Origin of the sequence: Lutimaribacter pacificus (assembly GCF_900142185.1) — a bacterium.
Classification (GTDB): domain Bacteria; phylum Pseudomonadota; class Alphaproteobacteria; order Rhodobacterales; family Rhodobacteraceae; genus Lutimaribacter; species Lutimaribacter pacificus.
On record NZ_FQZZ01000001.1, the window covers coordinates 743,203 to 758,853 of the forward strand.

The following is a 15,651-nucleotide window of genomic DNA, read 5'->3' on the forward strand; positions in this document are numbered from 1 at the left end:
CCTATCCCATGCCTTGCAAAAAATCCAGCGCCGCGCATGTCGTGAGGCGCGGGGTGCGCGGTGTGTTGCAAGGCGGTCGCGCCGCGCCAATCGCACGTCATGCGTGTATTCGGCGGTCAGGTCACCACGCGAAGCTGCTGGCGCGGTGCGGCCGTGCCGGATTTCAGCGCGTCATACGGGTCTTCGGCGGCCAGCATCATGTCGACCACATGGCGCAAAAGCTGCCGCCGCCCGCGCGCCGAGTAGAACCCGCCGGGCACCTGGCTGGTTTCCAGAAGGTAGCGCCGGTAATCGCCATAGGCCTTGCGATCCGGGCGTTTCGGCTGGGCGAAGAACCGGTCCAGCGGTTGCGTGCAGACGAATTCCGGCTTGGCATAGACCGCCTTGCCAAAGACCTTGAGCGGGATGCCGCGCCACAGCACCTGCTGGGCGGCGGTAGAGTTCACCGTCACCGCCGAACGCGCCTCGTTCAGAAGCTCGGCCAGCTTGCCGCCGCGCACGTAATGCACGCGGCCGGCGACACCGGCCCCTGCCGCCAGCCGACGGATTTCGGCGCGCAGCGGCACCCGCCCGTCTTCGAGCGGGTGGGCCTTGATGACAAGGTGATGGTGGCCGGGCGCGCCCTCGGCGAAACCGCGGATCACAGGGTCGAGAAACTCGGTCATCGTGGAAAACGGCGAATGCATACGGAACGAGCTGTCATGTTCCAGTTGCAACAGCGCCAGGTGATAGGGAAAGCCGCCGTTGCGGATGCGCCGCGTGGCGATGCGCCGTTCCAGGCTGTGGGCGGGCATCAGCAGCAACCGGCGCAGGTAAAGCTGGAATTCCTTGGTCACCGGCAGCGCGCGATGGGGGCGGAAATTGCGATAGCCGCCGTTCCGAAACATCACGAACCAGTGGTAGAGCGCGCCGTAAAGGATGTGGTGGCGCATGTCGCCCCAATGGGCGGGGGGCACCGGCGTGTCCATGTCGGATTGCGCCAGCGCCTGGCGCATTGCCGCGACGCTCATCCCCATCAGCCGCGAATGCCCGTTCGATCCGTTGCGTTCGTAGGTGACCCAAAAGGGCCGCAGGTACCCTTCCTCGAAGACATGGACGGTCAGGCCGGATGCGCGGGCGCGGGCGATCGCCTCGGCATGGATAAAGCGGGTGTCGCCGTAGAGCACGATATCCGTCACCCGCTTTTCCGCCACCAGCGCGTCGAAGCGTGCGGGCCAGTCGGCGGCGTCGCCGCGATAGGGGATGTAGCTGCCGGCATCGAACCAGAACGCCCGGTCGCCCGCGTTGAAGCCCACGCGCCAGACCTCGGCCCCGGTCAGGCGCAGCATCTTGCCAAGGCGATGGAAAAACGGGCCGTGCGGCCCCTGCAGGAACAGGAACACCCGGCTGTCCGGCGCTGTTGCGGTCATTGTCGTTACCCGTACTCTTACACTCTCACACCTGCTGTCATAGCGCGGAGTTCCGGCAATAATAAGGCGAAATCGACAGCCGCTTGCCTTGGCCGCCGCGCGCGGCTAGGTCAGGGGCATCACCTTTGGGAGGCTGACCATGTTCACGGGCATCATCACCGATATCGGACGCATCGCAAGGCTGGAGCGGCGCGGCGACCTGCGGGCGCGGATCGAAACGCGCTATGACATGGCCCGTACCGACCTGGGCGCCTCGATCGCCTGCGACGGGGTGTGCCTGACGGTGGTCGAAAAGGGACCGGGCTGGTTCGACGTGGATATCAGCGCCGAAAGCGTGTCGAAAACCGCCATCGGCGACTGGGCCGAGGGGCGGCGGGTGAACCTGGAGCGCGCGCTCAAGGTGGGTGACGAACTGGGCGGGCATATCGTGTCGGGCCATGTGGACGGCGTGGCCGAACTGGTGGATATCCGCGACGAGGGCGACAGCACGCGCCTGACCTTCCGCGCGCCCGGGGCGCTGGCGCGGTTCATCGCGCCGAAAGGGTCGGTGGCGCTGAACGGCACCTCGCTGACGGTGAACGAGGTCGATGGCTGCGATTTCGGGGTGAATATCATCCCCCACACCAAGGAGGTCACGACCTGGGGCGATGTGGCCGTGGGCGACCGGATCAACCTGGAGATCGACACGCTGGCGCGCTATGTCGCGCGGCTGGCCGAATTTTCCTGACATCTGCCGACTATCGCCGCCGAGCGGCGGCGGGTTGAGGGGCGCTGCCCCTCAAACTCCCCGGAATATTTCCAGAGAGAGGAAACAGCGGGCCATCAGCAATTGGGGATGTTGACCGCCAGCCCGCCGAGCGAGGTTTCCTTGTATTTCTCGTGCATGTCGGCGCCGACCTGGCGCATGGTTTCGATGGCCGCGTCCAGCGGGACGAAATGCTGCCCGTCGCCGCGCAGCGCGAGCGAGGCGGCCGAGACCGCCTTGATCGCGCCCAGGCCGTTGCGTTCGATGCAGGGCACCTGCACCAGCCCTTTGACCGGGTCGCAGGTCATGCCGAGGTGGTGTTCCAGCGCGATTTCCGCCGCGTTTTCGATCTGTTCCGGTGTGCCGCCCAGCACGGCACAGAGCCCCGCCGCGGCCATCGCCGAGGCGCTGCCGACCTCGGCCTGGCACCCGGCCTCGGCGCCCGAGATCGAGGCGTTGTATTTCACCAAACCGCCGATGGCGGCGGCGGTCAGCAGGAATTCGTCCAGCCGCGCGGCGCTGGCGCCCGGCACGTGATCGAGCCAGTAGCGGATGACCGCGGGCACCACGCCCGCCGCGCCGTTGGTGGGGGCGGTGACGACCTGGCCGCCGGCGGCGTTTTCCTCGTTCACGGCCATGGCGTAGGTGCTCATCCAGTCGTTGATGACATGGGGCGCGGTCAGGTTCATGCCGCGTTCGGCCAGCAGCTTTTCGTGGATCGCCTTTGCCCGGCGGCGCACGTTCAGCCCGCCGGGCAGGGTGCCGTCATGGGCCAGCCCGCGCTCGATACAGTCGTTCATGACCTCCCAGATGCGGGCGATGCCGCGATCCAGCCGGTCGGCGCCGATGCGGCTGACCTCGTTGGCGCGCTTCATCTGCGCCACGGTCTTGCCCGAGCTGGCGGCCATGGCCAGCATCTCGGCCGCGGATTTGAACGGGTAGGGCACCGGCGGGCCGTCATCGGTATCCTTGCCGGCGGCCAGTTCCGCCCCGGTCATGACGAAGCCGCCGCCGATGGAGTAATAGGTTTCGCGCAGGATCACGTCGCCCTGCGCGTCGGTGGCCATCAGGATCATGCCGTTGGCATGGCCGGGCAGGGCGGGGCCGTAATCGAAGACCAGGTCGGTTTCGGGATCGAAATGCAACGGCCCGAGGCCCGGCGCCTCGATCCGGGCGGTGGCGCGAATCTGCGCCAGCGTGTCCTCGGCGGCATCCGCGTCGTAGCTGTCGGGCGAGAACCCCGCCAGCCCGAGGATGGTGGCGCGGTCGGTGGCATGGCCCACCCCGGTGAAGGCCAGGCTGCCATGCAGCGAGCCGCGCAGCCCGTGCGCGGTGAAGGGCGCGGCGCGCAGCGCGTCGAGGAACCGCGCCGCCGCCACCATCGGCCCCATCGTGTGCGACGAGGACGGGCCGACGCCCACCTTGAAGAGATCGAGAACCGACAGGAACATCGTCAGAGCCTTTCGCGCAGTCTGGCCGAGGATGGTGCAAGGACGGCGCCGGGGCCAGCGTGAAAGCGACGGATTGCCCCGCGCTACCGCCATCGTGCCGGGATTAACCGGGCGTTAGGAAAGATTTGAAACAAAGTGCGAACACTGCCGACTGCCGGAGATACCCGATGCGCTGGAACCTTTTTCTGCTGATCCTTCTGATCGGACAGGGGGCAATTGCCGTGACGGGCATCCCCCTTGCCGGGCCGGCGCCGGCGCAGCAGGTCGCGCTGCGATAGCGGGTGCCGCGCCGGGCGGGGCGCGCGACCCCGAAATTGCCCCTCGCCTGTGCCGGGCATCTCACCTATAAGGCCCCTGATCCAGATTCAGGGGGCCGCCATGACCGGAGAACTGTCACCCATCGACAAGGCCAAGTTCGTCGCCGCGAAACGCGCGGTGGATTTCGTCGAGGACGGGATGCGCGTGGGGCTGGGCACCGGCAGCACCGCGGCCTGGATGGTGCGCTGCCTGGGCGAGATGGTGCGCGAGGACGGGCTGAAGATCCGCGGCGTGCCCACATCGACGCGCACCGCGGCGCTGGCGCGCGAGATGGGCATCGAGGTCATCAGCCTGGACGAGGCGCGCTGGCTGGACCTGACGATCGACGGCGCCGACGAGTTCGACGGCGAGCTGAACCTGATCAAGGGCGGCGGCGGCGCGCTGCTGCAGGAAAAGATCGTCGCCACCGCCAGCGACCAGATGATCGTGATCGCCGATATCGGCAAGGAGGTCGAGACGCTGGGCGCCTTCCCGCTGCCGGTCGAGGTGATCCCCTTCGGCTGGCAGACCACCAGGGCACTGGTCGAGGAAATGCTGATCTCGATGGACGTGCTGGGGCGCAACGTGACGCTGCGGATGAACGGCGACGCGCCTTTCGTCACCGACGAGGGGAACCATATCCTCGATCTGCATCTCAACCGGATCGGCAATGCGCGGCAGTTGTCGATGGTGCTGAACCAGGTGCCGGGCGTTGTCGAGAACGGGCTGTTCATCGACATCTGCGACGTGGTGATCGTGGGCTATGGCGACGGGCGCGTGGAAACCCGCGACATCAACGAGGGCACGGTGCAGACCGACCGGCTGGATTTCGTCGAAAGCGAAAACCTGTTCGCCGACCTGGACGACTGATCGCAGGCCACGCCGCTTTTTCGGAACCGAACGGCGCTGAAAACGTTTCTCCTGTTTCGACTGGCAACAGGGAGAAACAGGACTCATGGAACATCGTGGAATAACCGCTGCAGGCGACCTGCCGGAAGACCCGGGCCGCCGTGGCTTTCTCGGGGCGTCCGGTCTTGGGCTTGCCGGGCGCGTGCTGGGGCTTGGCGTGCCGCTTCAGATGACCGCGACCCGCGCGTTGTCGCAGGGCGACGGGCTGGACGGCAAGGACAGGCTGGAGGTTCTGAACGACCGGCCGATCAATGCCCAGACGCCGGCGCATCTGCTGGATGGCCCGATCACGCCGACCAACAGGCATTTCGTGCGCAACAACGGGATCGTGCCCGACGATACCGCGGCCGAGGGCTGGACCCTGACGGTCGACGGGCTGGTGGATCAGCCGGTGGAGATGAGCATCGACGATCTGCGCGAGAATTTCGAGGTCGTGACGATGGCGCTGGCGCTGGAATGCGGCGGCAACGGGCGGGCGTTTTTCGATCCGCCGGCATCGGGCAACCAGTGGACCTATGGCGCGGTCGCGTGTTCGGAATGGACGGGGGTGCGCCTGCGTGACGTGCTCGAGGCGGCAGGCGTTCAGGATGGCGTGGTCTATACCGGCCATTACGGCGCCGACATGCACCTGTCGGGCGACCCGGACCGGTCGCCGTTGTCGCGGGGGCTGCCGATCGAGAAGGCGATGACCGACAACGTGCTTATCGCGTTCGAGATGAACGGCGAAGCGCTGCACCCGCTGAACGGCGCGCCGCTGCGGCTGGTGGTGCCGGGCTGGCCGGGCTCGTGTTCGCAGAAATGGCTGACGCGGATCGAACTGCTGGATCACAAGCATGACGGCACCAAGATGGAGGCGCCGTCCTACAGCGTGCCGCGCTACCCGGTCGCGCCGGGAACCGAGGTGCCGCTGGAGGATTTCGAGACCATCCACGCGATGCCGGTGAAATCGCTGATCACCCACCCGCAGGACGGTGCCGATGTCGGCACCGAGTTCGAGGTGCGCGGTCATGCCTGGGCCGGCGACCGCACCGTGCAGCGGATGGAGGTGTCGTCGGATTACGGCGAAAGCTGGCAGCAGGCCGAGCTGGACGAACCGCTGAACGACGGTGCCTGGCAGAACTGGCGCACGACCGTCACCGTGCCGCAGGCCGGTTATTACGAGATCTGGGCGCGGGCGACCGACAGCGAAGGGGTCATGCAGCCCTTTGCGATCGGGTGGAACCCCAAGGGGTATCTCAACAACTCGTTCCACAAGGTGGCGTTGCAGGCGGGGTCGGCGTGATCGGCATGGGCTGGAAAGGACGGCTCGCGGTGGCGGCGCTGGCCGCCGCCCTGCCATGGATAGCCTCCGCACAGGACGAGGGCGCGCATGACGACACCGCGGCGGATGTCGGGGATGTCGGCGCGCTCTACCCGGCGGAAGGCGCCGACGTGACCTATGCCTATTGCGCAAGCTGCCATTCCGAGATGCTGGTGGCGCAGCAGGGGCAGACCCGCAAGGGCTGGGAGGACCTGTTTCAGTGGATGGTCGAAAAGCAGGGGATGGCGCCGATCCCCGAAGAGGACCGCGAGATCATCCTCGATTACCTGTCCGAACACTACAATACCGACCGGCCGCATTTCCCGCGCTGAGCGCCGGATGTGACCGGCCGGCCCGGGCGGGTTGCGGCGCCAAGTTTACCCGCCTCCTCTCTGGTCATCGGCCTTGCCTTGTGAAATACCCGTTCCCGGTGCAATCGAGGGATGGCAGATGAGTTTCGACTACGATCTATTCGTCATCGGCGGCGGCTCGGGCGGGGTGCGCGCCGCGCGGGTGGCGGCACAGGCCGGGGCAAAGGTCGCGCTGGCCGAAGAGGACCGGTATGGCGGCACCTGCGTGCAGCGTGGGTGTGTGCCCAAGAAGCTGATGGTCTTTGCCAGCGAATATCCCGGCCATGTCGAGGATGCCAAGGCCTATGGCTGGGATGCGCAGATCGGCGACTTCTGCTGGGATGCGTTCCGCTCGAAGCTGCATGCCGAGCTGGACCGGCTTGAAGGCGTTTATCGCAACATCCTTGGCAATAACGGCGTGGAAACCTTCGACGCGCGGGCAAGGCTGGCCGATGCGCACACGGTCGAGCTGTCCGATGGCAGCCGGAAGACGGCAAAGCATATCCTGCTGGCGATGGGCGGCTGGCCGGTGCTGCCCGAGATAAAGGGCGCCGACCTGGGCATCACCTCGAACGAGGTGTTTCACCTCGACGAACTGCCCGAGACCATGCTGATCCTCGGCGGCGGCTATATCGCCTGCGAATTCGCCTGCATCCTGAACGGGCTGGGCGTGAAGGTGACGCAATATTATCGCGGTGCGCAGATCCTGCGCGGTTTCGACGAGGAAGCGCGCGGTCTTGTGGCCGAGGAAATGCAGCAGAACGGTATCGACCTGCACCTGGGCACCAACATCCTCGAGATGGCCGAGGATGGCGGCAAGATCCGGGTCAAGGCCACCAACGGCACCGAGCGTCATTTCGACAAGGTGATGTTCGCCACCGGGCGCCGCCCCAACACCGCCGGCATGGGGCTGGAGGATCTTGGCGTTAAGCTGGGCCGCAACGGCGAGGTGCTGGTGGACGAATACAGCCAGACCAGCATCCCCTCAATCTATGCGGTTGGGGACGTGACCGACCGGATGAACCTGACGCCGGTGGCGATCCGCGAGGGCATGGCCTTTGTCGAGACCGTGTTCAACGGTAACCCGACGCCGGTGGATCACGCGCTGGTCCCGACCGCGATCTTTACCCAGCCCGAGATGGGCACCGTGGGGCTGAGCGAGGAAGAGGCGCGCGATCAAGGGCCGATCGAGGTCTATGCCACCTCGTTCAAACCGATGCGCGAATCCTTTGCCGGGCGGGCGCAGCGCGTGCTGATGAAGCTGGTGGTCTGCGCCGATACGCGGCGCGTTCTGGGCTGCCATATCGTTGCACCCGGCGCGGGGGAAATGATCCAGCTGGCCGGGATCGCGGTCAGGATGGGCGCCACCAAGGAGGATTTCGACCGCACCGTGGCGGTGCACCCGACCATGTCCGAGGAAATCGTCACCATGCGCGAGCCGGTCCGAACCGCTTGAAATCCGGCGCGGACTGCACAGGTTATGAGCAACAGTAAAGAATACCACCACAAAGGGGAACTCAGGTAGATGGCTGGACATTCTGGCGGCCCATGGGGCGGCGGCGGAAACAGGGGCGGCGGCGATGATGGCCGCCGCGGGCAGAACGGGGGTGGCGGACGCCGCCCCGAAGACGGTGGGCCCCAGATCCCCGAAATCGACGAGCTGATGAAGAAAGGCCAGGAACAGCTGCGCGTGCTGATGGGCGGGCGCGGCGGTGGCGGCGACGGCTCGGGCGGCGGGCAGGGCGGGCCGAATTTCGGCCGCGGCACCTGGGTGATCGGCGGGCTGGCCGCCGTGGCGCTCTGGGCGTTTTCCAGCTTTTACACCGTCAAACCCGAGGAACAGTCGGTGGAGCTGTTCCTGGGTGCCTATTCCTCGATCGGCAATCCGGGTCTGAATTTCGCACCCTGGCCGCTGGTCACCTACGAGGTGGTCAACGTCACCTCGGAGCGGACCGAGAATATCGGCCTGCGCCGTGGCAACAACAATGACGGGCTGATGCTGACCACCGACGCCAATATCGTGGACATCGATTTCCAGGTGGTGTGGAACATCAGCGATCCGGCCAAGCTGCTGTTCAACATCCGCGACCCGCAGCTGACCGTTCAGGCGGTGTCGGAATCGGTCATGCGCGAGATCATCGCCGCCACCAACCTGGCGCCGATCCTGAACCGCGACCGGGGCCTGATCGCCGATACCGCGCTGCAGAACATCCAGGAGACGCTGGACGAATACGAAAGCGGCATCAACATCGTGCGGGTGAACCTCGACAAGGCCGACCCGCCCTCGGCGGTGATCGACGCCTTCCGCGAGGTGCAGGCCGCCGAGCAGGAACGTGACAGGCTGCAGCGTCAGGCCGACGCCTATGCCAACCGGGTGCTGGCCGAGGCGCGCGGTCAAAGCGCGCAGATCCTCGAAGAGGCCGAGGGCTATCGCGCCCGCGTCGTCAACGAGGCCATCGGTGAGGCCAGCCGCTTCGTCGCCGTGGCGCAGGAATTCAACGCCGCGCCCGAAGTGACGCAGCGCCGCCTGTACCTTGAGGCGATGGAGCGCACGCTGGGCAGTGTCGACAAGATCCTGCTCGACAACGAAACCGGCGAGGGCGGCAGCGGCGTCGTGCCCTACCTGCCGCTGAACGAGCTGCGTCGCGGCAACACCACCGGAGGGTCGAACTGATGCGCAAATCCGCTTTCATTCTTCCGGCGATCGTGGTGCTGATCGCCGTCGCCTTTTCGTCGCTGTTCATCGTGGACGAGCGTGAAAAGGCGCTTGTCCTGCAATTCGGCCAGATCAAGCAGGTGCGGGAATCCCCCGGCCTCGGCTTCAAGATCCCGCTGATCCAGGAGGTCGTGAAATACGACGACCGCATCCTGTCGCTCGATACCGACACGATCGAGGTGACGCCCTCGGACGACCGCCGGCTGGTGGTCGACGCCTTCGCGCGCTATCGCATCCGCGATGTCGTGCAGTTCCGGCAGGCCGTGGGCGTGGGTGGCATCCGCGCCGCCGAGGACCGGCTGTCGTCGATCCTGAACGCGCAGATCCGTGAGGTTCTGGGCGCCGACCAGGTGACGTCGGACACGATCCTGTCGGACCAGCGCCGCGACCTGGCCGTGCGTATCCGCGCGCAGGCCCGCGCGGCCGCCGAAAGCCTGGGGCTCGAGGTGGTGGACGTGCGGCTGAAGCAGACCAACCTGCCGCAGCAGAACCTCGAGGCGACATTCGCCCGGATGCGTGCCGAGCGTGAACGCGAGGCCGCCGACGAGATTGCCCGCGGTAACGAGGCCGCGCAGCGCGTGCGCGCCGCCGCCGACCGGACCGTGGTGGAAACCGTCAGCCAGGCAGAACGCGAGGCCGAGATACGCCGCGGTGAGGCCGATGCCGAACGCAACCGGATCTTCGCGCAGGCCTTTGGCGGGAACCCCGAGTTCTTCAAGTTCTACCGCTCGCTGTCCGCGTTCGAACGCAGCCTGAACAGCGCGACCTCGACCGTCGTCCTGACGCCGGGCAGCGATTTCATCTCGGCGATGTTCGACGCGGTGCGCGCCGACGGCCTGCTGGCCGAAGAGGCGGGCACGCTCAGCCCCGAGGAGCTGCGCGAGCTGGCACCGCAAAGCAAGGTGTCCGATGACCTGCCCGAAGAGGCGCGCGAGCAGATCGAGCGCAGCAACGAGGAAATCCAGCAGCGCAGCGCGCCGGACGAAGAAACGCAATGATCGAAACCGTGTTTCTGGCCCTCGGGCTGGTTCTGATCGTCGAGGGGCTGGCCTATGCGCTGGCCCCTTCGCTTGTCGAGCAGATGCTGGAAATGCTGCGGATGCTGCCCGAGGCGACACGGCGCCATGTCGGGCTGCTGGCGATCGCGCTGGGCGTGGTGCTGGTCTGGGTGGCCAGGGCGCTGGGCGCATAGGCGGGCTCACGCGGGCGTCACGGCCTGTCACGCGGGTTTGACGCCATGCGACAGCCCTTTGTGTTGCAACTTTGCCGCCCTACATGGAAAGTGATCGCAATGGAAACAGGTAACCCAGAGGAGATACTGGCGTGACCACGCAAGTCCTTTCACACAATCAACGCAGTTTCGCCGCGCCGCTCCGTGCCATGTGGCTGACGCTGCTGGCCGTGCTGCTGATGCTGGCGCAAGCCCTTGCAGCGCAGGCGCGGATACCCGAAAGCTTTGCCGACCTGGCCGACAAGGTCAGCCCGGCGGTGGTGAACATCACCACCTCGACCATGGTCGCCGCGCGCGGCGGGCCCAACCCGATCGTCCCCGAGGGCAGCCCGTTCGAGGATTTCTTTCGCGAGTTCCGGGATCGCCAGGGCGATGGCGACCGGCCGCGCCGGACCTCGGCGCTGGGCTCGGGCTTCGTGATCTCGGAGGACGGCTATATCGTCACGAACAATCACGTGATCGAAAGCGCCGACGAAATCCTGATCGAGTTCTTTCCCGGCGACGGCCAGCCGCCGACCGAACTGCCCGCCGAGGTGGTGGGCACCGATCCCAATACCGATATCGCGCTGCTGAAGGTCACCACCGACCAGCCGTTGAAATATGTCAGCTTCGGCAACAGCGACACGATGCGCGTGGGCGACTGGGTGATGGCGATGGGCAACCCGCTGGGGCAGGGCTTTTCGGTCTCGGCCGGGATCGTCTCGGCCCGCAACCGGGCGCTGCGTGGTTCATACGACGATTACATCCAGACCGACGCCGCGATCAACCGGGGCAACTCGGGCGGGCCGCTCTTCAACATGGAGGGCGAGGTGATCGGCGTGAACACCGCGATCCTCAGCCCCAATGGCGGCTCGATCGGGATCGGGTTCTCGATGGCGTCGAACGTGGTGACGCGGGTGGTGGACCAGTTGCAGCAATACGGCGAGACGCGCCGCGGCTGGCTGGGCGTGCGCATCCAGGACGTGACACCCGACATGGTCGACGCGATCGAGGGGCTGGACACCGCGCGCGGCGCGATGGTGACCGACGTGCCCGACGGGCCGGCAAAGGATGCGGGCATCCTGCAGGGCGACGTGATCCTGAGCTTCGACGGCACCGATGTCGAGGACACCCGCAGGCTGGTGCGCAAGGTCGGCAGCACCGAGATCGGCAAGACGGTGCGCGTGGTGGTGCTGCGCGACGGCCAGACCGAGACGCTGCGGGTGACGCTGGGCCGCCGCGAAGAGGCCGAGGGCGCCATGCCCGCCGCACAGCCGGCCGACCCCGAGGAACCCGCCAGGGTCGAGATGCTGGGCCTGACGCTGGCGCCGGTGACCGACGCGCTGCGCGACGAGCTGGACCTTGGCGCGCAGGTGTCGGGGCTGGTGGTGATGGACGTGGACGAAAGCACCGAGGCCTACGAAAAGGGCCTGCGCGCGGGCGACGTCATCACCGAGGCCGGGCAGGAAAAGCTGGAAAGCGTCAGCGACCTGCAGGACCGGGTGGATGCCGCGAAGGATGCCGGGCGCCGGTCGCTGCTGCTGCTGGTGCGCCGGGCAGGCGATCCGCGCTTCGTCGCCCTGTCGCTGGACGACTGAGCCGGACCACAAGGCCAATCGAAAGGGCGCCCCTTGCGGCGCCCTTTTTTCGTGATGTGCCGCTTGTCTGTCCAGTAGTATGTGATGTAATAACATTACATATAGAAGGAGGCCATCATGATACATCCCGACACCCGCTTGCCCGTCACCGTCCTTTCGGGGTTTCTCGGCGCGGGGAAAACCACGCTCTTGACCGATATCCTGAACAACCGCGCCGGGCTGCGCGTCGCGGTGATCGTCAACGACATGTCCGAGATCAATATCGACGCCGATCTCTTGCGGGCCGGCACGGAGCTGAGCCACACCGACGAAACCCTGGTCGAGATGTCGAACGGCTGCATCTGCTGCACCCTGCGCGAGGACCTGCTGACCGAGGTGCGCGCGCTGGCCGAGCAGGGCCGGTTCGACCACCTGCTGATCGAATCGAGCGGCATATCCGAGCCGCTGCCGGTGGCCACCACCTTCGAGTTCCGCGACGAGGCGGGGGACAGCCTGTCGGACGTGGCACGGCTGGATACGATGGTGACGGTGGTCGACGCGGCGAACCTGCTGGGCGATTTTGCCAGCCACGATTTCCTTGCCGACCGGGGCGAGGTCGCGGGCGAGGGCGACGAGCGCACGCTGGTGCACCTGCTGACCGACCAGATCGAGTTTGCCGACGTGGTGGTGCTGAACAAGGTCTCGGTGGCCGACCCGCACAAGCGCGACGCCGCGCGCAAGATCGTTCGCGCGCTCAACCCCGATGCGCGGCTGATCGAAACCGATTTCGGGCGGGTCGCGCCGTCGGATATCCTGGGCACCGGGCTGTTCGATTTCGACCGCGCGCACGATCACCCGATGTGGGCGAAAGAGCTTTACGGGTTCGCCGACCATATCCCCGAAACCGAGGAATACGGCGTCAGCCATTTCACCTATCGCGCGCGGGCGCCGTTCGATCCGGCGCGCATTTTCCGGGTGCTGAACGGCCCGCTGCCGGGGGTGATCCGCGCCAAGGGCCATTTCTGGATCGCCAGCCGCCCGGACTGGGTGGCCGGGTTCAGCCTGGCGGGCGCGCTCAGCTCGGTCGCGCCGCTGGGCACCTGGTGGGCCAGCGTTCCGCGCGACCGATGGCCCGATGCGCCGCAGGCGCGGGCCTACCTGACCCAGCACTGGGCCGAGCCCTGGGGCGACCGGCGGCAGGAACTGGTGTTCATCGGCGCGGGGCTGGACAAGGCGGCGATCACCGCGGCGCTGGACGATTGCCTGATGCCGGTGGACGAGGGCGGGCTGGACCCGGCCTGGGCCGATCTGCCCGATCCGTTTCCCGCCTGGCGCCGGCCAGCCGCATGAGCGGCAACCTCGGGCGGACCGGCCTGCGCCGCCGCGCCCGCGCCTGCGCCCCGATGCGGGAATTCGACCGGCTGCCCGGCCCGCTCCGGCGCTGGCTGGCGCAGGCGGCGCTGCCATGGAGCCCGCGATCGGCCCGGCGCATATACGAGCGTGAGCTGCGGCGCTGCGGCGATGCAGGCCGCGCCATCGCGCGATTGTCGCTGATCGAGGCGCAGACCCTTGCGGGCGCCGTGCCCGGCGCGGATCAGAACGGCCGCAGCCGGGGGCGGGTGGCCGACAGCGGCTTGCAATAGCTCTGCGCGCGCAGCCAGCGCGCCATTTCGTCCCGTTTGGCCGAGGACCGCATCGGCCCCCAGTCGGCGGCCACGCCGCGCCAGCGCCCCTCCTGCAGGGCGATGGCGCGGTCGCGCGGCACCGTCACCGCCATGATGCGCAGCGCACAGCTCAGGTTGGCGGGGCCGTGTTTCAGCGCCTCGCCGTTATGCGCCCGGCAGCCATAGCCGCGCGCGGTTGAGGGCAGGATCTGCAACAGCCCGAACCATTGCCCGCCGCCGCCCACCGCCGCCGGTTTCCACGTGCTTTCGTATTTGGCCAGTGCCGACAGAAACCCGACCCAGAACTGCGCGCGCCGGGCGGCGTCGGCATCGGTGTAGGCGGGGCACCAGTCGGCGATGTCGCGCGGCACCGTGCGGGTCAGCGCCGCGCCGTGCCCCCTGAGCGCCGAGAGCGCCGCCCGCGTCCAGATCGGCGAATCGCTCCGGTGCTCCCACCGGGTGCGGGGAAGATCGCCGTCGCGCGCGGGCGGGCGCGGCAGATCGCCGATCGGCTGGGCCAGCGCCATCACCGGGAAAAGCATCAGGAACAGAAGGCTTGAAAACCGCATGGCGGCGATCCTGCCCCGGCCGCGCGACCGGCGCAATATCGCCGGTTCTGCTTTCTGCCGCGCTTTTTCCAGCAAACTCCACGAGGGTGCCACGATTGCGCCCGAAACGCAGGCTTTCCTGCCTTCAGTCTTCGCCTCAGGATTGTCATGACCGACTCGCTCAGATTCCCCATTGCCCGCATCGGAACCCGCCTCAAGGCGTTGCCGAAAAAGCTGCCGGGACTGGGATATTGGGGAAAAACAAGCGATGAAAGCCTGGCCAGGCGTTATGCGCGGGGCCTGTCGATCCCGGTCCGCGACGACACCGTGGAGGAGAGCGAGGGCGCCCGGCTGCGCGCGCGCGGCTGCTTCATGGCGCGACAGGAGATGTGGGACGTCCTGGGCGCGGAAATCCGCCGACACGACCGCGCGCGCCACAGCACGCCGGGCGGCACCGCGCTGGCCGACCTGCTGAGCTATGGCGCGCGTTCGGACGTGGTGCTGCCGGTGGAAACGGCGTTGTCCGATCCCGGCCTGATGTCCGCCCATGCCCCGCGCGAGGGGATGGCCGCGTTCGAGGAGGTGCTGAAAGAGCATCCCGGCGATTACGGCGTCGCGCTGGTGGTGGCGCAGGCCCATGTCGATATCGGCTGGGCGTGGCGCGGGCAGGGCTGGATCTCGGAAGTGCCGGAAAAGCACTGGGAGGCGTTTCACACCCATTTCGACCGCGCGGGGGATATCCTCGACAGCTTCGACGCCTTTGCCGAGGACAGCCCGGCGCTGGCGGCGATGCGCTGCGCGCTGCTGGCCGCGACCCCGGCGCCCAAGACCCGCGTGGCCGACGATTACGAGGATCTGATCGACCTCGACCCCGGCAACCCGCGCCACATGCGCGGGCTTGGCAACCACCTGCTGCCGCGCTGGTTCGGCTCCTACGAACAGCTCGAGCTTGAGGCGCGGCGCAGCGCGGCGCGCACCGGCGATGTCTGGGGGGCGGGGGCCTATACCTGGGTCTATCTCGATGCGCTGTCGGTCGATCCCGGCGCCTTCCGGCATCTCGAGGTTCCGTTCTTCCTGGACGGGATGCGCGATATCCTGACCCGGCGGGGCGATCAGCATTACGCCAACCAGATGGCGGCGTTCTGCGCGGTGACGCTGCAGCAGCCGCGCTATGACCGGCCGGACATCGCCGCGGCGCTGCGCGATCTGCGCGGGGCGCTGGACTGGATCCTGCGCGATCACCTGACCGAGCTGCACCCGCTGGTCTGGGGCGTGGCCGCGAAGGGCACGCAGCATGGCGGCGGCTCGCTGCCCCGGGACGAGGTGGCGCGGCTGGGCCATGACTGCGCGCTGGCGCGGATCGGGCGGCATTTCGACGCCGAACTGCGCCGGGGCAAGCGGGTGGTGTTCGACCGCACCGGCCCGCACCTGGAGCCGGCGGACGGCTAGCCTTGGCCCTTGCCCCGGTCGCGGCG

16 protein-coding genes are annotated in these 15,651 nt (G+C 67.4%); 13 read left to right on the forward strand and 3 right to left on the reverse strand.

Going from position 1 to position 15,651, the window contains the following annotated elements; translation table 11 throughout:
• Positions 1-116 precede the first annotated feature (116 nt).
• The gene (locus F3H87_RS03705) at positions 117-1,409 is read right to left on the reverse strand and encodes a capsule biosynthesis protein (RefSeq protein WP_149786387.1); all 1,293 of its coding nucleotides are present in this window, start codon (positions 1,407-1,409) and stop codon (positions 117-119) included.
• Between the two features lie 139 nt (positions 1,410-1,548).
• On the opposite strand from F3H87_RS03705, the gene F3H87_RS03710 reads away from it, so the two are divergent.
• A complete protein-coding gene (locus F3H87_RS03710; protein WP_149786386.1) occupies positions 1,549-2,136 on the forward strand; it encodes a riboflavin synthase in 588 nt (195 codons plus the stop codon).
• A gap of 95 nt (positions 2,137-2,231) precedes the next feature.
• On the opposite strand, the gene F3H87_RS03715 is transcribed toward F3H87_RS03710, so the two are convergent.
• The gene (locus tag F3H87_RS03715; protein ID WP_149786385.1) at positions 2,232-3,605 is read right to left on the reverse strand and encodes an L-serine ammonia-lyase; all 1,374 of its coding nucleotides are present in this window, start codon (positions 3,603-3,605) and stop codon (positions 2,232-2,234) included.
• Positions 3,606-3,983: 378 nt separating this feature from the next.
• On the opposite strand from F3H87_RS03715, the gene rpiA reads away from it, so the two are divergent.
• The 10 genes from rpiA (at position 3,984) to F3H87_RS03765 (ending at position 13,607) form a co-directional block, all read left to right on the forward strand.
• Positions 3,984-4,772: a ribose-5-phosphate isomerase RpiA gene (rpiA, locus tag F3H87_RS03720; protein WP_149786384.1), complete on the forward strand. Its 789-nt coding sequence runs from the start codon at positions 3,984-3,986 to the stop codon at positions 4,770-4,772.
• Between the two features lie 85 nt (positions 4,773-4,857).
• Entirely contained in the window at positions 4,858-6,093 is a 1,236-nt protein-coding gene (locus F3H87_RS03725) for a sulfite oxidase (protein ID WP_149786383.1), read from the forward strand.
• 5 nt (positions 6,094-6,098) lie between these two features.
• Positions 6,099-6,443: an aldehyde dehydrogenase gene (locus F3H87_RS03730; protein ID WP_149786382.1), complete on the forward strand. Its 345-nt coding sequence runs from the start codon at positions 6,099-6,101 to the stop codon at positions 6,441-6,443.
• A 118-nt stretch (positions 6,444-6,561) separates the two neighbouring features.
• Positions 6,562-7,917 (forward strand): glutathione-disulfide reductase, encoded by a 1,356-nt coding sequence (gene gor / locus F3H87_RS03735; protein ID WP_149786381.1) that lies wholly within the window; start codon positions 6,562-6,564, stop codon positions 7,915-7,917.
• Positions 7,918-7,986: 69 nt separating this feature from the next.
• The gene (hflK, locus tag F3H87_RS03740) at positions 7,987-9,135 is read left to right on the forward strand and encodes an FtsH protease activity modulator HflK (protein ID WP_149786380.1); all 1,149 of its coding nucleotides are present in this window, start codon (positions 7,987-7,989) and stop codon (positions 9,133-9,135) included.
• Positions 9,135-10,175 (forward strand): protease modulator HflC, encoded by a 1,041-nt coding sequence (hflC, locus tag F3H87_RS03745; RefSeq protein WP_149786379.1) that lies wholly within the window; start codon positions 9,135-9,137, stop codon positions 10,173-10,175. The genes hflK and hflC overlap by 1 nt, the downstream gene beginning before the upstream one ends.
• A complete protein-coding gene (locus F3H87_RS03750) occupies positions 10,172-10,369 on the forward strand; it encodes a DUF2065 domain-containing protein (protein ID WP_149786378.1) in 198 nt (65 codons plus the stop codon). Before hflC ends, F3H87_RS03750 begins: the two co-directional genes overlap by 4 nt.
• 188 nt (positions 10,370-10,557) lie before the next feature.
• A complete protein-coding gene (locus F3H87_RS03755; protein WP_149787104.1) occupies positions 10,558-11,985 on the forward strand; it encodes a Do family serine endopeptidase in 1,428 nt (475 codons plus the stop codon).
• 117 nt (positions 11,986-12,102) lie between these two features.
• On the forward strand, positions 12,103-13,314 hold the full coding sequence (locus F3H87_RS03760; protein ID WP_149786377.1) for a GTP-binding protein: 1,212 nt from the start codon (positions 12,103-12,105) through the stop codon (positions 13,312-13,314).
• Positions 13,311-13,607 (forward strand): DUF6525 family protein, encoded by a 297-nt coding sequence (locus tag F3H87_RS03765; RefSeq protein ID WP_223227953.1) that lies wholly within the window; start codon positions 13,311-13,313, stop codon positions 13,605-13,607. Before F3H87_RS03760 ends, F3H87_RS03765 begins: the two co-directional genes overlap by 4 nt.
• On the opposite strand, the gene F3H87_RS03770 is transcribed toward F3H87_RS03765, so the two are convergent.
• Positions 13,559-14,197 carry a transglycosylase SLT domain-containing protein gene (locus tag F3H87_RS03770; RefSeq protein ID WP_149786376.1) on the reverse strand — a complete coding sequence of 213 codons (639 nt, stop codon included), beginning with the start codon at positions 14,195-14,197 and terminating at the stop codon, positions 13,559-13,561. The genes F3H87_RS03765 and F3H87_RS03770 overlap by 49 nt on opposite strands.
• Between F3H87_RS03770 and F3H87_RS21755 the strand changes: the two genes are divergently transcribed.
• Both F3H87_RS21755 and F3H87_RS03775 read left to right on the forward strand, forming a co-directional pair.
• Positions 14,196-14,348, forward strand: coding sequence for a hypothetical protein (locus F3H87_RS21755; protein WP_188129124.1), 153 nt, complete (start codon positions 14,196-14,198; stop codon positions 14,346-14,348). The two genes, F3H87_RS03770 and F3H87_RS21755, sit on opposite strands and share 2 nt — an antisense overlap.
• On the forward strand, positions 14,345-15,625 hold the full coding sequence (locus F3H87_RS03775; RefSeq protein ID WP_149786375.1) for a hypothetical protein: 1,281 nt from the start codon (positions 14,345-14,347) through the stop codon (positions 15,623-15,625). The genes F3H87_RS21755 and F3H87_RS03775 overlap by 4 nt, the downstream gene beginning before the upstream one ends.
• Positions 15,626-15,651 lie beyond the last annotated feature (26 nt).